This window comes from Micromonospora sp. URMC 103, from assembly GCF_051386435.1.
In the GTDB taxonomy this organism is placed as follows: Bacteria; Actinomycetota; Actinomycetes; order Mycobacteriales; family Micromonosporaceae; genus Micromonospora.
In genome coordinates, this window is the sequence record NZ_JBPQTR010000004.1 from 730,453 (window position 1) to 749,438 (window position 18,986).

At 74.5% G+C, this 18,986-nt stretch carries 18 protein-coding genes; 8 read left to right on the forward strand and 10 right to left on the reverse strand.

Features of this window, described 5'->3' with window-relative positions; all coding sequences use genetic code 11:
- Window positions 1-52: 52 nt before the first annotated feature.
- Complete coding sequence (locus tag ACSNOA_RS07020) at window positions 53-769, forward strand: TioE family transcriptional regulator (protein WP_436658336.1); 717 nt, start codon at window positions 53-55, stop codon at window positions 767-769.
- A gap of 194 nt (window positions 770-963) precedes the next feature.
- Complete coding sequence (locus tag ACSNOA_RS07025; RefSeq protein ID WP_436657113.1) at window positions 964-4,281, forward strand: ATP-binding protein; 3,318 nt, start codon at window positions 964-966, stop codon at window positions 4,279-4,281.
- Window positions 4,282-4,340: 59 nt separating this feature from the next.
- On the opposite strand, the gene ACSNOA_RS07030 is transcribed toward ACSNOA_RS07025, so the two are convergent.
- The 3 genes from ACSNOA_RS07030 to ACSNOA_RS07040 are packed head-to-tail and all read right to left on the reverse strand — an operon-like array spanning window position 4,341 to window position 6,783.
- Window positions 4,341-5,195 (reverse strand): ABC transporter permease, encoded by an 855-nt coding sequence (locus ACSNOA_RS07030; RefSeq protein ID WP_436657114.1) that lies wholly within the window; start codon window positions 5,193-5,195, stop codon window positions 4,341-4,343.
- A complete protein-coding gene (locus ACSNOA_RS07035; RefSeq protein WP_436657115.1) occupies window positions 5,192-6,205 on the reverse strand; it encodes an ATP-binding cassette domain-containing protein in 1,014 nt (337 codons plus the stop codon). The genes ACSNOA_RS07030 and ACSNOA_RS07035 overlap by 4 nt, the downstream gene beginning before the upstream one ends.
- Window positions 6,206-6,228: 23 nt before the next feature.
- The gene (locus tag ACSNOA_RS07040) at window positions 6,229-6,783 is read right to left on the reverse strand and encodes an NADPH-dependent FMN reductase (RefSeq protein WP_436657116.1); all 555 of its coding nucleotides are present in this window, start codon (window positions 6,781-6,783) and stop codon (window positions 6,229-6,231) included.
- Between the two features lie 160 nt (window positions 6,784-6,943).
- Here ACSNOA_RS07040 and ACSNOA_RS07045 point away from each other — a divergent pair, with 160 nt between their 5' ends.
- The 3 genes from ACSNOA_RS07045 to ACSNOA_RS07055 are packed head-to-tail and all read left to right on the forward strand — an operon-like array spanning window position 6,944 to window position 9,743.
- On the forward strand, window positions 6,944-7,504 hold the full coding sequence (locus ACSNOA_RS07045; RefSeq protein ID WP_436657117.1) for a GNAT family N-acetyltransferase: 561 nt from the start codon (window positions 6,944-6,946) through the stop codon (window positions 7,502-7,504).
- A gap of 9 nt (window positions 7,505-7,513) precedes the next feature.
- The gene (locus tag ACSNOA_RS07050) at window positions 7,514-8,203 is read left to right on the forward strand and encodes an ABC transporter ATP-binding protein (protein ID WP_436657118.1); all 690 of its coding nucleotides are present in this window, start codon (window positions 7,514-7,516) and stop codon (window positions 8,201-8,203) included.
- Between the two features lie 4 nt (window positions 8,204-8,207).
- Window positions 8,208-9,743: a DUF6297 family protein gene (locus tag ACSNOA_RS07055; protein WP_436657119.1), complete on the forward strand. Its 1,536-nt coding sequence runs from the start codon at window positions 8,208-8,210 to the stop codon at window positions 9,741-9,743.
- A gap of 125 nt (window positions 9,744-9,868) precedes the next feature.
- Here ACSNOA_RS07055 and ACSNOA_RS07060 read toward each other — a convergent pair whose 3' ends face one another.
- The gene (locus ACSNOA_RS07060) at window positions 9,869-10,624 is read right to left on the reverse strand and encodes an SDR family oxidoreductase (protein ID WP_436657120.1); all 756 of its coding nucleotides are present in this window, start codon (window positions 10,622-10,624) and stop codon (window positions 9,869-9,871) included.
- A 103-nt stretch (window positions 10,625-10,727) separates the two neighbouring features.
- Between ACSNOA_RS07060 and ACSNOA_RS07065 the strand changes: the two genes are divergently transcribed.
- Window positions 10,728-11,570: a helix-turn-helix transcriptional regulator gene (locus ACSNOA_RS07065; protein WP_436657121.1), complete on the forward strand. Its 843-nt coding sequence runs from the start codon at window positions 10,728-10,730 to the stop codon at window positions 11,568-11,570.
- 30 nt (window positions 11,571-11,600) lie between these two features.
- On the opposite strand, the gene ACSNOA_RS07070 is transcribed toward ACSNOA_RS07065, so the two are convergent.
- From ACSNOA_RS07070 to ACSNOA_RS07080, 3 genes are all read right to left on the reverse strand, one after another.
- Complete coding sequence (locus tag ACSNOA_RS07070) at window positions 11,601-12,296, reverse strand: hypothetical protein (protein ID WP_436657122.1); 696 nt, start codon at window positions 12,294-12,296, stop codon at window positions 11,601-11,603.
- Window positions 12,297-12,378: 82 nt separating this feature from the next.
- On the reverse strand, window positions 12,379-13,230 hold the full coding sequence (locus ACSNOA_RS07075; RefSeq protein WP_436657123.1) for an aldo/keto reductase: 852 nt from the start codon (window positions 13,228-13,230) through the stop codon (window positions 12,379-12,381).
- Between the two features lie 160 nt (window positions 13,231-13,390).
- The gene (locus ACSNOA_RS07080) at window positions 13,391-14,350 is read right to left on the reverse strand and encodes a LysR family transcriptional regulator (protein ID WP_436657124.1); all 960 of its coding nucleotides are present in this window, start codon (window positions 14,348-14,350) and stop codon (window positions 13,391-13,393) included.
- Window positions 14,351-14,414: 64 nt separating this feature from the next.
- On the opposite strand from ACSNOA_RS07080, the gene ACSNOA_RS07085 reads away from it, so the two are divergent.
- A complete protein-coding gene (locus tag ACSNOA_RS07085; RefSeq protein ID WP_436657125.1) occupies window positions 14,415-15,311 on the forward strand; it encodes a serine hydrolase in 897 nt (298 codons plus the stop codon).
- A gap of 155 nt (window positions 15,312-15,466) precedes the next feature.
- Window positions 15,467-16,453, forward strand: a complete 987-nt coding sequence (locus ACSNOA_RS07090) for an MBL fold metallo-hydrolase (protein ID WP_436657126.1) — start codon at window positions 15,467-15,469, stop codon at window positions 16,451-16,453.
- A 43-nt stretch (window positions 16,454-16,496) separates the two neighbouring features.
- On the opposite strand, the gene ACSNOA_RS07095 is transcribed toward ACSNOA_RS07090, so the two are convergent.
- Genes ACSNOA_RS07095 through ACSNOA_RS07105 form a run of 3 tightly spaced genes read right to left on the reverse strand, consistent with a single transcriptional unit; the run spans window position 16,497 to window position 18,861 of the window.
- On the reverse strand, window positions 16,497-17,033 hold the full coding sequence (locus tag ACSNOA_RS07095; protein WP_436657127.1) for a DUF1697 domain-containing protein: 537 nt from the start codon (window positions 17,031-17,033) through the stop codon (window positions 16,497-16,499).
- Window positions 17,030-17,704, reverse strand: a complete 675-nt coding sequence (locus ACSNOA_RS07100; protein ID WP_436657128.1) for a response regulator — start codon at window positions 17,702-17,704, stop codon at window positions 17,030-17,032. Before ACSNOA_RS07100 ends, ACSNOA_RS07095 begins: the two co-directional genes overlap by 4 nt.
- The gene (locus ACSNOA_RS07105) at window positions 17,701-18,861 is read right to left on the reverse strand and encodes a sensor histidine kinase (RefSeq protein ID WP_436657129.1); all 1,161 of its coding nucleotides are present in this window, start codon (window positions 18,859-18,861) and stop codon (window positions 17,701-17,703) included. The genes ACSNOA_RS07100 and ACSNOA_RS07105 overlap by 4 nt, the downstream gene beginning before the upstream one ends.
- Between the last annotated feature and the right edge of the window lie 125 nt (window positions 18,862-18,986).

The following is an 18,986-nucleotide window of genomic DNA, read 5'->3' on the forward strand; positions in this document are numbered from 1 at the left end:
TCGTTGAACCAGCTTTTGAAGCTTTGCCCGACATTCGACGGGGGAGCCTGCCCTGAAGTCTCAAACAGCTGCTCACCATCGGCCGGTGGACCTCGCCCGCGAGCACGGGATCTCCACCCAGGCGGTCCGCAACTACGAGCGCGACGGCGTCCTCCCCGCGGCCGAACGCACCGCCAGCGGCTACCGGGTGTACACCGGGCTGCACGCCGCCGCGCTCCGCGCCTACCTGGCGCTCGTTCCCGCGTACGGCTACGGGCTGGCCGCCGAGATCATGCGCGCCGCGACGCGCGGCGACGTCGACGCGGCGCTGCGTGCCGTGGACGGCGGCCACGCCCAGCTCCTGCGCGACCGGGAGACTCTCGACGCCGTCGAGGCGACCGTCGCCGTGCTCACCTCCGTGCCGACCGGCACCCGCCCCGAGCGGCCGCTCACCGTGGGCGCGCTCGCCCACCGGATCGGGGTGACCCCCGCGACGCTGCGCAAGTGGGAACGCGCCGGCGTCCTGGCCCCGGCCCGCGACCGGGGCAGCCGGCAGCGCCGGTACGACGCCGACGACGTACGCGACGCCGAGCTGGCCCACCTGCTGCGCCGCGGCGGCTACCTGCTGGACCACATCGCCACTGTCATACGGCAGGTCCGCGCCGCCGAGGGCCCCGGGCCGCTGGCCGCGTCGCTCGACGGGTGGCGGCAACGGCTCACGGCACGGGGACGCGCCATGCTGGTGGCCTCCGGCCGGCTCGCCGACTACCTGGAGGCCGCCGGTCTCTGACCGGCTGCCGCTCGGCCCCGCCGGACCCGGTTGGGCCGTGCGGGCGATGCCGCAGAGTCATCAATATGCCTCTGAGTCATATCGCTGATCGCGACACCGGACCCCCGGCGGCGCCGCGTGGTGCCGGATCGCGCGGCGGCGGCAGCGCGACGGTCCCCGGGCTGTCGGATGGTTCGGCTACCGTCGGGGAGGTCATGGACGCGCAGGTCGGCGACGGCATCATCGGGCGGGACCACCCCGCCGGTCTGCTGCGCGCCGAGTTCGAGCGGGCCACCAGCAGCCACGGCGGCCTCGTCCTCGTGACGGGCGAGCCGGGCATCGGCAAGACGACGCTGGTCACGGCCGCCGCGCGGGAGGCCCGGAGGCAGGGCGCGCTGGTGCTCGGCGCGGCCTGCTGGGATTCGGCGAGCGCGCCCGGCTACTGGCCGTGGGTTCAGGTGTTGCGCGCCCTTCGACGCTCGGCCGACGACTGGGCGGTGGCGCGGCAGGTCGCCGAACCAGCCCTCGCGGTCCTGCTCGGCGAACCCGCGGGCGCCGACGCGCGGCCCGGCGGCGACGTAATGACCGCCGGCCCGGCGGGCACGGGTGAGAGCGGTGACGACGCCGAGCGCGAGGAGTTCACCCTCCACGACGCGGTGACCACCGCCCTCGTCGCGATCTCCCAGCACCGGCCCGTCGTGGTGGTCCTCGACGACCTGCACTGGGCCGACCCCGCGTCGCTGCGGCTGCTCGGGTTCGCCGCCCGGCACACCTGGTTCGAACGGCTGCTGCTCGTGGGCACCTACCGGGACGCCGAGGTCGAGTCGGGCGACCACCCGCTGCGACCGCTGCTCCTGCCGCTGCTCGCCAAGGCGACCACCCTCACCCTCACCGGCCTGTCCCGCGACGAGGTGGGCGCGCTCATGACGCGTACGGCCGGGCGGGAGCCGGCCCCCGACCTCGTCGACGAGGTGCACCGGCGCACCGGCGGGAACCCGTTCTTCGTCGAGCAGACCGCCCGGCTGTGGCGGGCCGGCGGCGCCGTCGGCACCATCGCCCCCGGCGTACGGGAGGCGGTGCGCGGCCGGCTCGCCCAACTCCCGGCGGCGGTGGTGGAGGCGCTCACCGTCGCCGCCGTCCTGGGTCGCGAGTTCCACCGGCAGGTCCTCGCCGCGTGCGCGGCGGCCCCGGCGGCGCAGGTCGACCGGCTCCTGGACCACGCGTCGAGCGCCCGCCTCGTGGTGGCCCGCGGCGGCGGCCGCTTCTCGTTCGCCCACGACCTGGTGCGGGAGACCCTCTACGACGGGCTCGCCGAGGACGACCGGCGGGCGCGGCACGCGGCCGTGGTGCGGGCGGTGGACGGCGCGCCCGACCTCCTCGACCGGCTGGTCCCCGCCGACCTGGCCCGCCACGCGTACCTCGCCGGCGCCGCCCTCGATCCCGCGCAGGTCACCGAGCTGCTGGTCGCGGCCGCGCGGGACGCCGGCGGAAGGCTCGCCACCGACGAGTCGGTGCTCCACTTCCGCCGTGCCCTCGAGGTGGTGCGGGCCCCGGCCCACCGGGTGCGGATCACCGTCGAGCTGGCCCAGTTGCTGTTCCACTGCGGCGGGACGGAGGCGGCCCGGCAGTTGCTCGACGAGGCGGCGGCGCTCGCCGTGACGCTCGACGAGCCGGCGGTGCTGGCCCGCGTCGCGCTCAGCGTCGAGCGGCACCGGCAGGCCGGCGACGTACGCCCCGGCGACTCGCCGGAGCTGCTGCGGGAGGCATACCGGCGGCTGATCGGCGAACCTCCCGAGGGGGCGCCGGTCGCCACACTCGTGACCGACCTCATCACCGCGACCGAGACGCTCGCCCGCCGCGGGCAGGACGACGAGGCGCTCACCTTCAGCCTCTGGGCCCGCCACGACACCACCTGGGGGCTCGGCACCGCGGCCGACCGGGCGGCGATCACCGCCGAGATCCGGCAGGTCGCCCGCCGGACGGGTGACCGGGAGACCGAGCTCTGGGCGACGTCGCTGCGCTGGGTCGCCCTCCTCGAACTGGGCGACCCGCGCTACCTGGAGGAGTTGACCGCCTTCGTCACCGGCTGCCAGGCCAGCGAGGCGGCCCGGCACCGCATGGCCAGCGCCATCGACGCCGGCATCATCGCCGGCTTCCGCGGTGAGTTCGCCGAGGCGGATCGGCACTTCGCCGCCCTCGACGAGGTCGGCGAACAGGCGCCGTCCGACTTCGCGTTCATGGGCCACCACCTGCGCTGGTCGCGGCTGCTGCTCCAGGGCCTCTTCGCCGAGATCGACGCGCTCCTCGACGGGCTGGTCGCCGCCGACTACCCGTACCTCGACCTGGCCCGCGCCATCACGGCGGCCGAGCGTGGCGACCACGCGACCGCGGTGCGGCTCACCGCCGGGATCGAGGCCGCCGGCACCACGTACGCGCGAGCCGTGTCACCGCTGTGGCTGCGGCTGCGCGCGCAGGCCGCCGCGGCCTCGGGTGATCCGCGGCGGTGCGAGGCGGTGCGGAAGGCGCTCGCGCCGCACCGTGGACAGTGGACGGTGGCGCTGTTCGGGTGCGAGGTCAGCGGCCCCGTCGACCACTGGTTGGGCCTGCTCGACGCTGCCCAGGGCCGGTGGGACGACGCGGTGGCCAACCTCGCCGCGGCCCGGGACGCCGCCGACCGGATGGGTTCCCGGCCCTGGTCCGTGCTGGCGCGCGCCGCCCTCGCCGAGGCGCTCGCCCGACGCGGCCGCCCGGGTGACGCGACCGCCGCGTCGGCGCTGCGCGCCGGCGCCGAACGCGACGCGGCCGTCCTCGGCATGTGTCAGGTGCGCGACCGCCTCACCGCCGCGCCCGCGGCCATGGCCGTCGATCAGGTCTTGGTGGGTGTCGGCGCGGCCGGTCGACGGCAGGGTGACGACGAGCCGCACCACGACGGCACGGCCGGCGTCGCGCCGGAGCGGGACGACCGATCGAACGCGCCCGCGCCGGCGCGGTACGAGTTCCGCCGCGACGGCCCGGTCTGGCAGCTCGCCTACGCCGGCACGGTGGTCCACCTGCCCGACGCCAAGGGCCTGCACGACCTGCACCTGCTGCTCAGCCGGCCGGGCACCGACGTGCCCGCCGTGGAGCTGCTCGACCCGGCCGCCGGGCCGGACCTCGTGGCCGCCCGCCGGCTCGGCGGCGACCCGGTGCTGGACGACGAGGCGAAGGCCCGCTACCGGAGTCACCTGGAGCGCCTCGACGACGAGATCGACCGGGCCGCCGTCCGCGACGACGCGGGAAGGGTCGGCCGGCTGGAGGCCGAGCGGTCGGCGCTCCTCGCGGAGTTGCGCGCCGCGGCCGGGCTCGCGGGGCGCAGTCGCCGGCTGGGTGACGAGGCGGAACGGGCCCGCAAGACGGTGACCGCCCGGATCCGGGACACGCTGCGCAAGCTCGACGACCGGCACCCCGCGCTCGCCCTGCACCTGCGCGACGCGGTCTCGACGGGCGGCACCTGCCGGTACCTCCCGCCCGAGCCGCTGCCCTGGCGGCTCTGACCTCCGAACGCGCCGGGCGCCGCCACCCGAGGTGGCGACGCCCGGCGGAGCGGCCGGTTTCAGCGGCGGTTGTAGCGGTACATGGTCAGCGTCCCGAAGACGGCCACGAAACCCGCGCTCCACAGCAGCAGCCACATCGTGTTCGCCGCGTCGGACGAGCCGGCCATCGCGGCGCGGACGGCCGCCACGAGGTGGGTGATCGGGTTGGCCTTCACGAACGCCTGGAGCCAGCCCGGCATGGTGGCCGGGTCGACGAAGACGTTGCTGAGGAAGGTCAGCGGGAACAGCACCATCATGCTCACGCCCATCACCGACTTCTCGCTGCGCAGGACCAGGCCGAAGAACGTCCAGACCCACGAGAACGCGAACGAGAAGACCACGAGCAGGCCGATCCCGACGGCCACGCCGAGCAGGCCGCCGTCCGGCCGGAAGCCGAGCACCAGGCCCACGCCGAGGATCACCACGGCCGCCAGGACGTACCGAAGCACGTCGCCGAAGATCATGCCGACGAGGGCGGCCGGCCGCCAGACGGGCAGCGTACGGAAGCGGTCGAAGATGCCCTTCTCGATGTCGGTGTTGAGCCCGACCCCGGTGTACATGGTGATCATCACGACGCTGGTGACCATGATGCCCGGCAGGAAGAACTGCAGGTAGTCACGGGGGCTGTCGGCGAGGGCGCCGCCGAACAGGTACGTGAACATCAGCACCATGATGATCGGGAACGCGGTCACGTCGAAGAGCTGCTCCGGCACGTGCTTGATCTTCAGCAGCGCCCGCCAGCCGAAGGTGAGCGACGCCGACAGCGCGCTCGGTCTGACCGGGCGCTCGCCGGGCGCGAGGACGGTCGCCAGCGCCTCGGCGGACGGTACGTAGACGGACGGCGCGCGGTCGGTCGTGGTCGCGGTGTCGCTCATCGAGCTGCCTCCAGCTGCTCGTCCCGCTCGTCGGTCGGCGTGGCGGGGTGGTCGGTCAGGGCCAGGAAGACCTCGTCCAGGCTGGGCTGGCCGAGGGAGAAGTCGTCGACGACGATGCCGGCGCGGGACAGGTCGCCCAGCGCGCGGGCGGCCTGCTCGCTGGCGGCCAGGTCGCTGCCCTCACCGCCGACCCGGGCCGTGAGCGCCAGCGGGTCGGCCTCGAGCTGCACGGGTACGCCCAGCGCCGACTGCAGCACCTTCTCCGCCTCGGGCCGCTGCGAGGCGTCGCGCAGCCGCAGGTGGACGGTGCCGGAGCCGACCGACGACTTCAGCTCGCCCGGGGTGCCCTCCGCGATCACCCGGCCGTGGTCGACGACGGCGATCCGGCCGGCGAGCTGGTCGGCCTCGTCGAGGTACTGCGTGGTGAGCAGCACCGTGGTGCCGTGCGCCACCACCGCCCGGACGATCTCCCACACCTGGTTGCGGCTGCGCGGGTCCAGACCCGTCGTGGGCTCGTCGAGGAAGAGCAGATCGGGCGTGTTGAGGATGCTGGCCGCGATGTCGATGCGCCGCCGCATGCCGCCGGAGTACTTCTTCACTTGCCGGCTCCCCGCCTCGGTGAGCCCGAACGCGGCGAGCAACCGGTCGGCCCGCTGTCGGGCGGCCGGTTTCCGCAGCCCCAGCAGCCGGCCGAGCAGCACGAGGTTCTCGATGCCGGTCAGGTCCTCGTCGATCGAGGCGTACTGGCCGGTGAGGCTGACGCGGGCGCGGACCCTGTCGGCCTGGGCCACCACGTCGTGGCCGAAGACCCGGGCCCGGCCGCCGTCCGGACGCAGCAGCGTGGCGAGCACCCGTACCGCCGTGGTCTTGCCGGCCCCGTTCGGGCCGAGCAGGCCGTAGACGGTGCCGGCGGGCACCTGGAGATCCATCCCGGCGAGCGCCCGTGTCGCTCCGAACGACCGGGTCAGGCCCTCGGCCTCGATGGCCAGGCCGGTCGTGCGCTTACTCATGATCCGTACCTTCCTTCAGGAGTTCAGGAGACGTAGGGGCGCGCCGCGCGGGCGTCGCGCAACGCGAGGCCCCACCAGGCGAGCTCGTCGAGCAGGACGCGGGCGTCCTGGCCGAGCTGGTCCGCGTGCAGCGGCGACGGCTCCCCGCAGAGCAGGTCGACGCCGACGACGTCACGCACCGTCGTGGCGTGCAGCGCGGTGAAGACCGTGCGGAGCTGGTCCACCGCGTGCAGGCCGGTCGAGCGGCAGCCGTACGCCACGAAGCCGACCGGTTTGGCCTGCCACTCGTCGTACGCGTAGTCGATCGCCTGTTTCAACGAGGCCGGGAAGCTGTGGTTGTACTCGGGGGTGACCACGGCGAACGCCTCCGCCCGGCCCACCGCCCGGACGAACGACCGGATCGGTCCGGTCGGTTCGGTCGGGTAGCCGGCCGGGAAGTCGTAGTCGGCGAGGTCGAGGACGTCCACCGTCATGTCGTCCCGGTGGTCGGCCTGCTCGACGAACCAGCGGGCGACCGTCTCGCCCATCCGTCCCTCGCGGGTGCTGCCGATGATCACGGCGAGTCGCAGCGGTGTCATGCGTCCCCCTCCCGGCCTCCCGGTCTCACCCCTTCGGCGCGAGACGGCGTCCGGCGCCCGCTAGATCGGATCTAGCGGACGCCGGACGGGGCTCGGCGTGTGTCGCGAGGCTGTCGGTGGGGTCGGGTTGAATGACGACCGGGAACGAGGGGGTGGCAGGGTGCAGGTGCGCATCGCGCCGTGGAGCGAGGACGATCTCGACCTGCTGCGGCGGCTCAACGCGCCGGAGATCCGGGCGCACACCGGTGGCCCGGAGACGGACGAGCAGGTGGTGGCGCGACACGAGCGGTACGTGCGGTTCGGCGGCACGGGCCAGGGCTGCATGTTCACGGTCGTGCTGCCCGACGGGGCGAAGGCCGGCAGCGTCGGCTACTGGGAACGCGAGTGGCGCGGCGAGCAGGTCTACGAGATGGGCTGGGCGGTGCTCCCCGAGCAGCAGGGTCGAGGGCTGGCCACGGCCGCGGTGCGCGCGGTGGTGGCCGTGGCGGCCGCCCGGCGGACGCGCCGGTGGGCGCACGCGTACCCGTCGGTCGACAACCCCGCCTCGAACGCGGTCTGCCGCAAGGCCGGCTTCACGCTGCTGGGCGAGACCGAGTTCGAGCACCCGCCGGGCCGGATCATGCACTCCAACGACTGGCGGCTCGACCTCACGGCGGTGGCGCCCGGCAGCGGCCGGCCGGCGGGTGCCGCGTCGGCCGGGGAGCGTGCGGTCGGCCAGTAGCATGGCCGGATGCGGGACGGGGAAAGCAGCGCCACGCGTGACCGTGAGCGGGACGCGGGCGAGGCGGACGGCAGCGCGGTCGCGGTCACCGGCCTGACGGTCACGTACGGGTCGACGACCGTGCTCGACGGGGTGGGCCTGCGGGTGCCCGTCGGTGCCGTGGTCGCCCTCACCGGTGAGAACGGGGTGGGCAAGTCCACCCTCCTGCGCTGCGTCACCGGCCTCCAGGCGCCCTCCGGCGGCGTGGTCAGCGTCTTCGGCGAGCCGCCCGACGGCGGGGTCGCGTTCTGGCGGCGGGTGGCGACGACCGTGGAGTCGCCGACCTGGTACCACGGCCTCACGGTGCGGGAGCACCTGGACCTGGTGCGGGTCGCCAACGGTGGTGACCCGGCCGACGGGCGCATCGACGAGGTGTCCGCGCTGTTCGGGATCGCCGGGATCGCCGACAGTCTGCCGATCACTCTCTCCTCCGGCCAGCGGCAGCGGTTCCTGCTCGCGGCGACGTTCGTACGCCCGAGCCGGCTGCTGGTGCTCGACGAACCGGAGCAGCGCCTCGACACCGACGCCAAGCGTGTCCTCGCCGCCCACCTGCGCGACTACCTGGCGGGCGGCGGGACGCTGCTCATGGCGAGCCACGACGAGCGGTTCTGGCGCGACGTGGGCGCCGACGAGGTCGTCCTGCGCCGGCCGGAGGGCTGACCCGGTGACCACCACCCGGGCGCCGAGCGCGGCCCCGCCGAGCGATGCGGCGGTCCGCCGCCGGATCCGTCGCATGCGCGTCGCCGCCGCCGGGCGCATCGACCCCAGCAGCGTCTACTGCGTCCTGCTCGCGATCGTCATGGCCACGGCCCTCGTCTGGCACCCGCTCACCGCGGCCGTCTGGCCGGCCGGCGGCGACGGACTGTCGATCCCGCTGCTGGCCGTCGCCGCGCTGGCGCTCCTGGCGTTCTTCGGGGTGCTGCGGCGGGTCGGCCCCGTGGTGGTCACGCGGGCGGACGCCACCTGGCTGCTGGTGGCGCCGGTGTCCCGGCGCACGCTGCTGACGCCGGCCCTGCTGCTGACCGCGTTCGCCGCGGTCGTCGTGGGCGGCCTGCTCGGGCTCGCCGTCGCCGGTCGGGCCGTCGGACGCCCGGCCGAGGCGACGGTCGTCGTGGCGGGCGCCTTCGGTGGTGCCGCGCTCGGCCTCCTCCTCGTGTTGCTCGCGGTGCGCTGCCAGCAGCGGCCGCGTACCGGCCGGGTCGTCGACCTGGTGGCTGGCGGTACGGCCGCCACGCTCGTCGTGGCCGCCGCCGCCGCCGACCGGCTGGCCGGTGGATACGCGCTGCCGGACGCGGTGCCGCCTCCGGCATCGGCCGTGCTGGCGCCGGCGCTCATCGTCGTGTCGCTGGCCGCCGCGGCCGTCGCCCGGGTGTGGTGGCGGCTCGACGGGTGGCCCACCCACCGGATCGTCGAGGCGTCGGCCACCGTCGGCTCGTACGCCGACGCGGTCTACGCCATCGAGCCGTCGTTCCTGGCCGAGCAGGGCTCGCGCCGGTACTGGCGGCGGCGCACCGGGATCCGCACCTCGCGGCTGGTGCGCGCCCGCCGGGTCCCGCCGCTGGTGGCGCAGGACCTGCTGTCCGCCGGACGCCGGCCCGGACGGCTGCCGTGGCTGGTCGGCACCGCGATGCTGCCCGCCCTCGTCGCCGACGGGCCGGCCTGGTTGCTGGCGGCCGTCGTCCTGGTCGGCGCCCTGGCCGCCGCGAGCGTCACGGGCGAGGCCACGCACACCGACGCGTCCAACCCGGCGGCACTGCGGCTGCTCGGCCTCTCGGCCCGGCGTGTGCTGTCGCAGCGGCTCGTGGTCCCCGCCGTGGTCGCCGCGCTCTGGGGCGCGCTCGCCCTCGCGTTGGCGCAGGTGACCGGTGAGCTGGCCGGCCCGTGGTGGGCGCTCGGTGTCGCGGTCGGCCCGGCGGCCGCCGTCGCGGCCCTCTACCGCGCCAAGATCAGCGCCAGCAGCATCGGCACGATCTTCATCGACACGCCGGTCGGCGCGTTCCCCAGCGGCGTACTCCTCTGGCTGGTCAACGGGGTGGACGTCGTGGCCGTCCTCGCCCTGCCCGTGGTGATCAGCCTGTTCACGGTGCAGGCCCCGGAGCCGCTCGGCTGGTCCGCGGTGCTGACGCAGGCGGCGCTGTCGATCGCCGGCTGTCTCGTGTTGACGCTCCGCCGGTCGGCCGCCCGCACCGTCGCCGTCTAGGGTCCGCGCGGGTCGGGACGGGGCGCTCAAGATCCGCGCAACTTCCCTGATGTGGTGGCCTCCGGGCCGGCGGAGGCCACTACATCCCCGATGTTGCGCGGATCTTTGCGCGGCCCGCGGCGGCCTCACCAGGGGAGGACGCCGTACCCGCCGTCGCCGTCGGCGAGGTGGCCCCACAGGCAGCCGGTCGGGCCGTCCGCGGGCAGCGTCGCCAGGTGCACGCTCACCTCGGCGCCCTGCTCGGCGCTGCGGAAGCCGTGGTGCCCGTTGAGGTCGGTGGCGCAGTAGCCGGGGTTCGCGGCGTTGACCTTGACGGGGGTGTCGCGCAGCTCCTTGGCGTACATGGCCGTGACCATGTTGAGCGCCGCCTTCGACGCCGGGTACGGCACCGACGTCAAGCCCCAGATGAAGCTCTCCGGGTTGCTGATCGTGCCGATCGACCCGACCTCGCTGGACACGTTGACGATCCGGGCCGCGGGCGCGCGGCGCAGCAGCGGCAGCAGCGCGTTGGTGACCGCCACCGCCCCGAAGACGTTCGTCTCGAACACCCGGCGCAGGGTGCCGACGGTGGTCTCGCTGGGCAGCGCCCGCTCGCCGTCGCCGAGCGCGATGCCGGCGTTGTTGACCAGCACGTCGAGGCGGCCGTACTCCTCCTCGGCCAGCTTCGCGGTGGCGGCCACCGACTCGGCGTCGGTGACGTCCAGTGGCACGAACTGGGCGTCCGTCCCGCCGTCGCGCAACTCCCGCTCGGCCGCGCGGCCCCGCTCGGCGTCCCGCGCGCCGAGCAGCACCGTCATCCCAAGCGCCCCGAGCTGCCGGGCGGTCGCGAGGCCGATTCCCTTGTTGGCCCCGGTCACCAGGGCGATCATGTTCGTCGTCATGCCGTCGACGGTCCCGCCGGAACGGCCCGGGCGGGAGAGACCGGGCGAGGCTGGTACCGGCGGTACCACCCTGGGCACCCGGGGCTGGGGCAAGCTGGAACGCATGACGAGCACCGGCCTGCGCCGTGACGAACTGGCGGCGTTCCTGCGCAGCCGCCGCGCCCGGCTGCGTCCCGCCGAGGTCGGCCTGCCCGACGGCGTACGCCGCCGCACGCCCGGCCTGCGCCGCCAGGAGGTGGCGCAGCTCGCCGGCATGTCGGTCGACTACTACGTCCGTCTGGAGCAGGGCCGCGGCCCGCATCCGTCCCGGCAGGTGCTCGCGGCCCTGGCCCGGGCGCTGCTGCTCACCCGCGACGAGCGCGAATACCTGTTCCGGGTGGCGGGGGAGAGCCCGCCCCCGGCGGTCGGCCCGAGCCGGGAGGTGGGCGCCGGGCTGCGGCATTTCATCGACGCGATGGCCGAGACCCCGGCGTACCTGGTGGACGCCAGCTACCAGATCCTCGCCTGGAACCGGTTGGCCACGTACTTCGTGGGTGACCTCGCCACCGTGCCGCCGGAGGACCGCAACATGGTCCGCTGGATGTTCCGGCAGCCGGCCACGGACACCCACTGGACCGACCCCGACCTGCTGCGCTTCACCCGCAGCTCGGTGGCCGACCTGCGCGCCGCGTACGGCCGCTACCCGCACGACCCGGGGCTTCGGCAGCTGGTCACCGAGCTGCTCGGCACCTCGCCCCGGTTCGCCGGGCTCTGGGCGGAGCACGACGTCGAGGAGCGCCGGCCGGTCGTCAAGCGGGTGCCGCACCCCGACCTCGGCCCGCTGGAGTTCGAGTGCCGGGTGCTGCACGTACCGGAGACCGACCAGCGCCTCATCGTCTACGTCCCCGAGCCCGGCTCGCCCACCCACACGGTGTTCCGCCGGCTCGCCGAGCGTGTCCGTTCCTGACCGCGGCGGCCGTCGCGCGGAGACGGCGGCTCAGGCGATCTTCTGGAGGGCGGCCGTGGCCAGCGGGGCGATCTTCGTGAGCAGCGCGGTCGTGGCGGCCAGGTCGCCGTTCCCACCCGCGGCGTCCACCTCCATGACGAAGTTGCCCCGGGTCAGGAGGAGCGTGCACTGGTGCCGGGTCGCATTGCCCTTCAGCCGCTCGCAGAACGTGATCACGTCCGGCCCGTTCGGCACCGGCGGCGGTGACGGCTGCACGATCGTCGACGTACGGCCGTCGCTCGGCACCTCGTACTGCTTGCACGTCTTGAGCACCGACCGCAGCTCGTCGGCGAGCTTGCGACCGGGCACCGTGAGGTAGCCGACGACGTACTGCCGGATCCAGATCGTCTCGCCGTCCCAGACCCGCTCCCGGTACGCGGTGCGCTTACGGTCCGACGGGAGGCTCGCCTGACACAGCGAGATCAGCTTCCACGCGTCGGTGTTCTCCTCGGTGTGGGCCGCCGTCTCCGGGTGGAAGGACGTGTCGAGCTGGAGCATCGCCCCGGTGACCCGGGTGCGCACCTCGGCCGTGGAGGTCGGCGCGGGCCGGGAAGGTGGCGGCGTGGGGGACGCGGATGCCGGCTCGGACCAGCGGGCAGCCTCGGCGGGCTCGCCCGGGCCGCAGCCCGCCGAGCCGATCAGGAGCAGCAACGACAGCAGGACGAGCGGGGCACGGCGGGGCGACATCGCGCGGGGCGGTCCTTTCATACCGGAGAGGGGGGCTCGTCGGCCCCCCTCTCAGTGCGCCGCCGCCGGCAGCCGCGTTACGTCAGGCCGGCACCCAGTCGAAGGTGTCCGGGTCGGCGCCCTGCCGGCCGGCCGGGCCCCGGTCGAGCTGCGTGATCCGCTCCATGGCCGCGTCGTCGAGCTCGAAGTCGAAGATCCGGAAGTTCTCCTCGATGCGTGCCGGGGTCACCGACTTCGGGAAGATGATGTCTCCACGCTGGACGTGCCAGCGGAGCACCACCTGGGCCGGCGTCCGCCCGACCTGCTCGGCGATGTCGGTGACCGTCGGGTCGCCGAGCACGTTGCCCTGCGCGATCGGTGACCAGGCCTCGGTGAGGATGTTGTTCTTGCGGCCGTACTCCCGCACCTCCTCGTTGCCGAAGTACGGGTGCACCTCGATCTGGTTGACCGCCGGCACGACGTCCGCCTCGGCGGACAGTCGCTCCAGATGCGGCACCTGGAAGTTCGACACGCCGATCGAGCGGGCCCGACCGTCCCGCTGGAACTCCTCCAGCGCCTTCCAGGTCGACACGAAGTCGCCGTCGTAGAGGGTGGGCAGCGGCCAGTGGATCAGGAACAGGTCGATGTAGTCCATCCCCAACGCCGCGAGCGTCCCGTCGAAGGCACGGCGGGCGTCGTCCGGCCGGTGGGCCGCGTTGCTCAGCTTGCTGGTCACGAAGATGTCACCCCGGTCCAGTCCGGAGGCGCGGACGGCCTCCCCGACCTCGGCCTCGTTGCCGTACATCTCCGCCGTGTCGATGTGCCGGTAGCCGACCTCCAGGGCCTTCCCGACCGCCTGCGCCGTATCCCTCGGCTCGACCTGGAAGACCCCGAAGCCGAGCTGCGGGATGGTGTTGCCGTCGTTCAGGCTGATGGTGGGAATCGTGTTTGCCACTGCGGCTCCTTCGCGCGTCGTTCGGGACGTCCGGGGCGAAAGGTGCTCTGCGCGCCACCGGACCTGCCAACCCTCTCCCATACCCTTCCCGGGGGCGGGTTCACGGACCGGCCGGCGGTGAGTTCGGCCACGGCGGCGCCGGGCGACACCGATGTGGCGCTCAGCCGGTCGTGTCGAACAGCACCCGCCACAGCCGTTGCGCGGGCGCCGGCACCGGCTCGGCGGGTGCCGGCTCCGCGTCGGCCAGCACCTCGGCGGCCAGCTGGGCGAACATCGCGGCGGCCGGATGCGCCGCCCGCTCCGGCCACGCCGCCGACGTACGCTTCGCCAGCGGCGCGCCCGCGATCGGACGCCAGGCGATCCGCGGCTCCCGGCGGGCCGTGGCCGCGGATTCCACGGCCACCCCGTTGCCCGCCAGCACCAACCCGAACAGGAACTCCGGGTTGCGGGCGGGCCGGACCCGCCCCGGCCGGAACCCGTGCCGCCGGCACACCGCCAGCAGGTGGTCGTGCCAGCCGGGGGCGGTGGCGCGCGGCGCGGTCACGAGGTCGAGCCCCGCGAGCGCCGCAAGGTCCACCTCCCGCTCCCGCGCGAGCGGCGAGGTCCGCGGCAGCAGCACCCCCAGCGGTACGTCGACCGCCGCGCCGAAGCGCAGACCGTCGTCCGGCACGGGGTGGTGCACGAGGCCCACGTCGAGCCGCCGCTCGGCCAACACCCGCAACTGCTCGCCGGTGGTCAGCTCGTGCAGCTCCACGTCCAGCCCCGGTGCCCGGTCGGCGAGCCGGTCCAGCAGCGCGCGCAGGGTCACGGCCGGCGTCTCCGGCGGTACGCCGGCGCGCAGGACGCCGAGGGCGCCCGCGCGTACCTGGTGCATGAGGTTGCGCAGCCGCCCCTCGGCGGCGAGCAGTTCCTCGGCCTCGCCGAGCAGCAGCTCGCCGGCGGTGGTGAGGCGTACCTGGCGACGGGAGCGGTCGAAGAGCTCCACTGCCAGCTCGCGCTCCAGTCGCTGGATGGACTGGCTCAGCGGCGGCTGGGCCATGCCGAGCTGCTCGGCGGCCCGCCCGAAGTGCAGCTCGCGGGCGACCACCACGAAGTGCCGCAGGTGTCGGAGCAGGTCCACCCGCCGGACCCTACGCCCGCCGGCCCGCCCGCCGGGCGGGCCGCCCGGTGGTTACCGTGCCGGAGTGGCAGTCAACGATCTCATCGAGGACATCTTCGGCCGGGCCGGCGTGAGCGCCAGCCTGCACGTCGTGGACATCGACGCGCCCGACCGGCCGGGAACGGGCGAGGTCGCCGTACGGGCCGACGAGCAGGTGGTGATCGCCTCGATCTTCAAGATCCTGCTGGTGCTGGAGTTCGCCCGGCAGGTCGCCGCCGGCCAGCTCGACCCCACCGAGCGGATCCTCGTCACCGCGGCCGACCGCCTCGGCGGCTGGGGGCTGGCCGGCTGCGCCGACGACGCCGAGGTGTCGCTGCGCGACCTCGCGTACTTCGCCATGTCGGTGAGCGACAACACGGCCGCCGACCTGCTGCTGCGCCGGGTCGGCCGGGACCTGCTGCCGATGCTCGCCGCCGAGCTGGGGCTCACCCGTACCCGTGTCGTGGGCGGCCCCCGGGAACTCGTCGAGGTGATGCTCGCCGACGTGGGCGCGCGTACCGAGGCCGACTTCGCCCGGATCTTCCCCACGCTGACGCCCGAGCGGGTGCGCGCCATGCGGGTTCTCGACCCGCACCAGACCACCTCCAGCACGGCCCGCGAGATCACCCGGCTGCTCGCCCTGATCTGGCGGGACGAGGCCGGTCCCGCCGAGGCCTGCCGGATGGTCCGTGACTTGATGGCCCGTCAGATCTTCTGGACCCGGCTCGCGGCCGGCTTCCCAGCGGGCGTACGGGTGGCCGGCAAGACCGGCACCCTGCCCGGGCTGCACCTGGAGGCCGGGGTCGCCGAGTATCCCGACGGCGGCCGGTACGGCATCGCCGTCTTCGCCCGCACCGACCAGCTCGCCACCCGCCGCATCGACGTGGACCTGGCCATGGGGGAGGCCGCCCGGGTGGCGGTCGAGGCGCTGCGCGCGAACTGACTTTCGACCGGCTGCGGCGGCGACGGCACCCGGAATGACCAGGCCCGATACGCGAAAGCATATCGACGGCCCCGCTGGTCGATCTTGGACGCGGCGGGAGGCGGGCTGGTTGGCTCGCACCGACCGATCGCCCAGTACGACGGGAGCACTTCCGCATGCCCAGTCTCGACCGACGCCGTTTCCTCCGCGACGCCGCCGCCACCACCGCCGTGGTGACCGCGGGCGGACTCGCCTCGACCGCGCTCGGCGCCCCGGCGCAGGCCGGCGCGCCGACGCAAGCCGCGCCGGCACCCGCCGGCACCCGCCGCAGCGGCCGGGTCAGCTTCCGCTGGTGGGGCACCGCCGGCTGGCGCGTCGACATCGGCGACCGCACCGTCCTGGTCGACCCCTTCCTCAGCCGCATCGACACCGGGCTGTTCAAGGGCGCCCTCAAGGAGTCCACCCCGCTCGAGGTCGACACCAGCGCCGTGGACGCGCGCGTCGACCGGGCCGAGACGGTGCTCGTCACGCACACCCACTGGGACCACTTCATGGACGTCCCGTACATCGCGGAGCGCACCGGAGCCCGCGTGTTCGGCACGCTGACCGCGTACCACCTCGGTCTCGCGTACGGGGTGCCGTCCGCGCAGCTCAGCGCGGTCAAGGGTGGCGAGGTGATGGACTTCGGCGACTACACCGTCGAGGTGGTCGCCTCGCTGCACAGCCGCAACAAGTCGTACGCGGTGGCCTTCCCCGGCGTGCGGGTGGACCCGCCCGCGAAGCCGGCCACCATCGCCGACCTTCCCGAGGGCGACACGCTGAACTACGTGCTGCGGATTCCCGGCGGCCCGTCGGTGTTCTTCATGGGCGCCAGCGACTTCGCCGAGCGCAACCTCACCGGGATCTCGCCCGACGTCGCCATGGTGGCGCTGAACAGCACGAACGTCACCGCCGACTACGTGCCGCGGCTGATGGCGGCGCTCAATTACCCGAAGGTCGTCGTGCCGGTGCACTTCGACAACTTCGAAATCGAGCTGCGCAACCCGCCCACCGTGGCGCCGGCCGACCGGACGCAGCTCGACAAGCTGGTCGCGGCGGTGCGGGAGTCGTCGCCGCGCAGCCGGGTGCTCGTGCCCGAGTACGACACCGCGTACCACTTCTGACCGGGGTCGGCGGGTGGTCGCCGTGCGGCGGCCACCCGCCGGATCAGGCGGACAGGTCGGCCAGGGCCCGCACCGACTTCCAGTTCCGGGTGGTCGACACCACCCCGAGCTTCTTCTCCAGATACGCGTTGCTGAACTTCGACCGCCCGTACCCGTCGGGGTGGTGCAGGTAGACCTCCCGGCCGGTCACCGTGAACGCGGCCGTCTCGCCGCCGGGCACGGTGAGCGCCGCCACCCGGCTCGGCTCGGGCGCGGTGGCGAGGAACGCGACAAGCAGCTTCGTGGGGTCGTCCTCCCGATCGGCGTACGGGTTGCCGCCGGCGAGCGCGGCCATCTCCCGGGCGCTGCGCACCAGCACCGGCACGGTCAGGCCCAGCTCGTCGGCGATGGCGCGCGCGATGCCGGCGGCCAGGCGCTCGGCGTCACGCACGCCGCTTCCGAAGACCACGTTGCCGCTCTGCAGGTACGTCCGGACGTCCTCGTGACCGAGGGCCGTGACAATCCGCCGCAGGTCGGCCATCGCGATCCGGGCGGTGGTGCCCACGTTGACGCCCCGCAGCAGGGCGACGTACCGGGTCATGCGTCCTCCCTCCGCGCCGGGCCCACCAGGCCCGTCTCGTACGCCACGATGACGAGTTGCGCCCGGTCCCGCACGGCCAGCTTGGTCAGCAGCCGCCCGACGTGCGTCTTCACGGTGGCAAGACTGAGGTGCAGGTGGGCGGCGAGCTCCGCGTTGGACAACCCCCGCGCGACGAGCGCCAGCACCTCCCGCTCCCGCTCGGTCACGCCGTCGAGGCGGCGCGGCAGCCGCCGGGCCGGCTCCGGCCGCCGGACGAACTCGTCGATCAGCCGCCGCGTCACCGTGGGGGCGAGCAGGCCCTCGCCCGTCGCCACCACCCGGATGCCGGCCAGCAACTCGGCCGGCGGAGTGTCCTTGAGCAGGAAGCCGCTCGCCCCGGCCCGCAGGGCGCCGTAGACGTACTCGTCCAGGTCGAACGTGGTGAGGATGAGCACCCGGACGCCCGCCGTCGCCGGATCGCCGCAGATCCGCCGGGTGGCCTCGATGCCGTCCATCTCCGGCATCCGGACGTCCATCAGAACGACGTCCGGCCGGTGTCGGGCGGCCAGGGCGACCGCCTCCACGCCGGTGCCCGCCTCCGCGACCGTCGTGCAGTCGGGCGCCAGGTCGACCAGCAGCCGGAAGCTGCCGCGCAGCAGCGCCTGGTCGTCGGCGATGAGCACCCGGATCACGCGACCACCCGGTAGGGCAGGCGGGCGGCGACCGCGAAACCGCCGCCGGCGCGGGGACCGGCCGAGAACTCGCCACCGTGCAGCGCCACGCGCTCCCGCATGCCGGCGAGCCCGTGGCCCTCCACATCGGAGCGGACCGGCCGCCGCCCGTCGTCGGTGACCTCGACGCGCACCTCCCCGGCGGCCACGGTGACCGTGGCGCGGCAGGCGGCCGGTGCGGCGTGCTTCACCACGTTGGTCACCGCCTCCTGCACGATCCGGTACACCGCGAGGCCCACCGACTCGGGCACGACGCCGACGTCCGGTACGTCCCGCCGGACGTCCACCTGGACGTCCACCCCGCCGATCGCCGCGCGATCGGCGAGCCCGGACAACTCGGTGAGGCCGGGCGCCGGGGCGTACGGATTGCCCTCGCGCAGCGCGCCGAGCACCCGGCGGATGTCGGTCAATGCGGTCCGGCCCGTCTCCTCGATGACCCGCAGCGCGTCCCGGGCCTCGCCCGGGTCGGCCTCGGCCACGTGGTTGGCGACGGCCGCCTTCACCACGATCAGGCTCATCGTGTGGGCCACCACGTCGTGCAGCTCCCGGGCGACCCGCAGCCGCTCCTCGGTGGCGGCCTGGCGTACCAGGTGCTCGCTCTGCCGGGCGGCGAGGGCACGCCGTTCCCGGACGGACCAGCCGAGCAACCACGCCGGCGTGATCATGACGGCAGCGTAGCCGACCGCGCCCGTCCGCGTCCACAGGTCGCCGGCCGTCGACGCCAACGCCACGCTCACCACCACGAGGCACGCCGCCGCGCAGGCCAGCGACCAACGGGCGGGCGTGACGAGGGCCAGGGTGTAGAAGGCGAGACCGATGGCGACCGCCGGCGCGGCGGCCGCGAAGTTCGGGATCACGCCGGTCGTCAGCGCGACGGCGGCCGACACGCTCACCGCGACGGCCACCGCCACCGGCCACCGGCGCCGGGCCGCCACCGGCATCCCGATGACCAGCCCGGTGACCACCGACAGCCACACCGGTTCGCGGACGCCGCCGTGCAGCGGCGACTCCAGCGCCGCGTACGCGGTGAGCGCCGCGCCGAGCACCAGGGCCAGCACACCGTCCACGACGTACAGATCCACCGGCCGCAGCCGGCGGGTCAGGAGATGAGGGCCCATGGTCAGACGGTAACGCCGCGCCGGGCCGGGGGCATCGACCCGCGGGCGGTCATCCTGCGGGATGACAATCGGCGCCTCCGGTGCTCCGGCTCATCCCCGGGCATGGCGGCGAAGTGCCGGCCCCG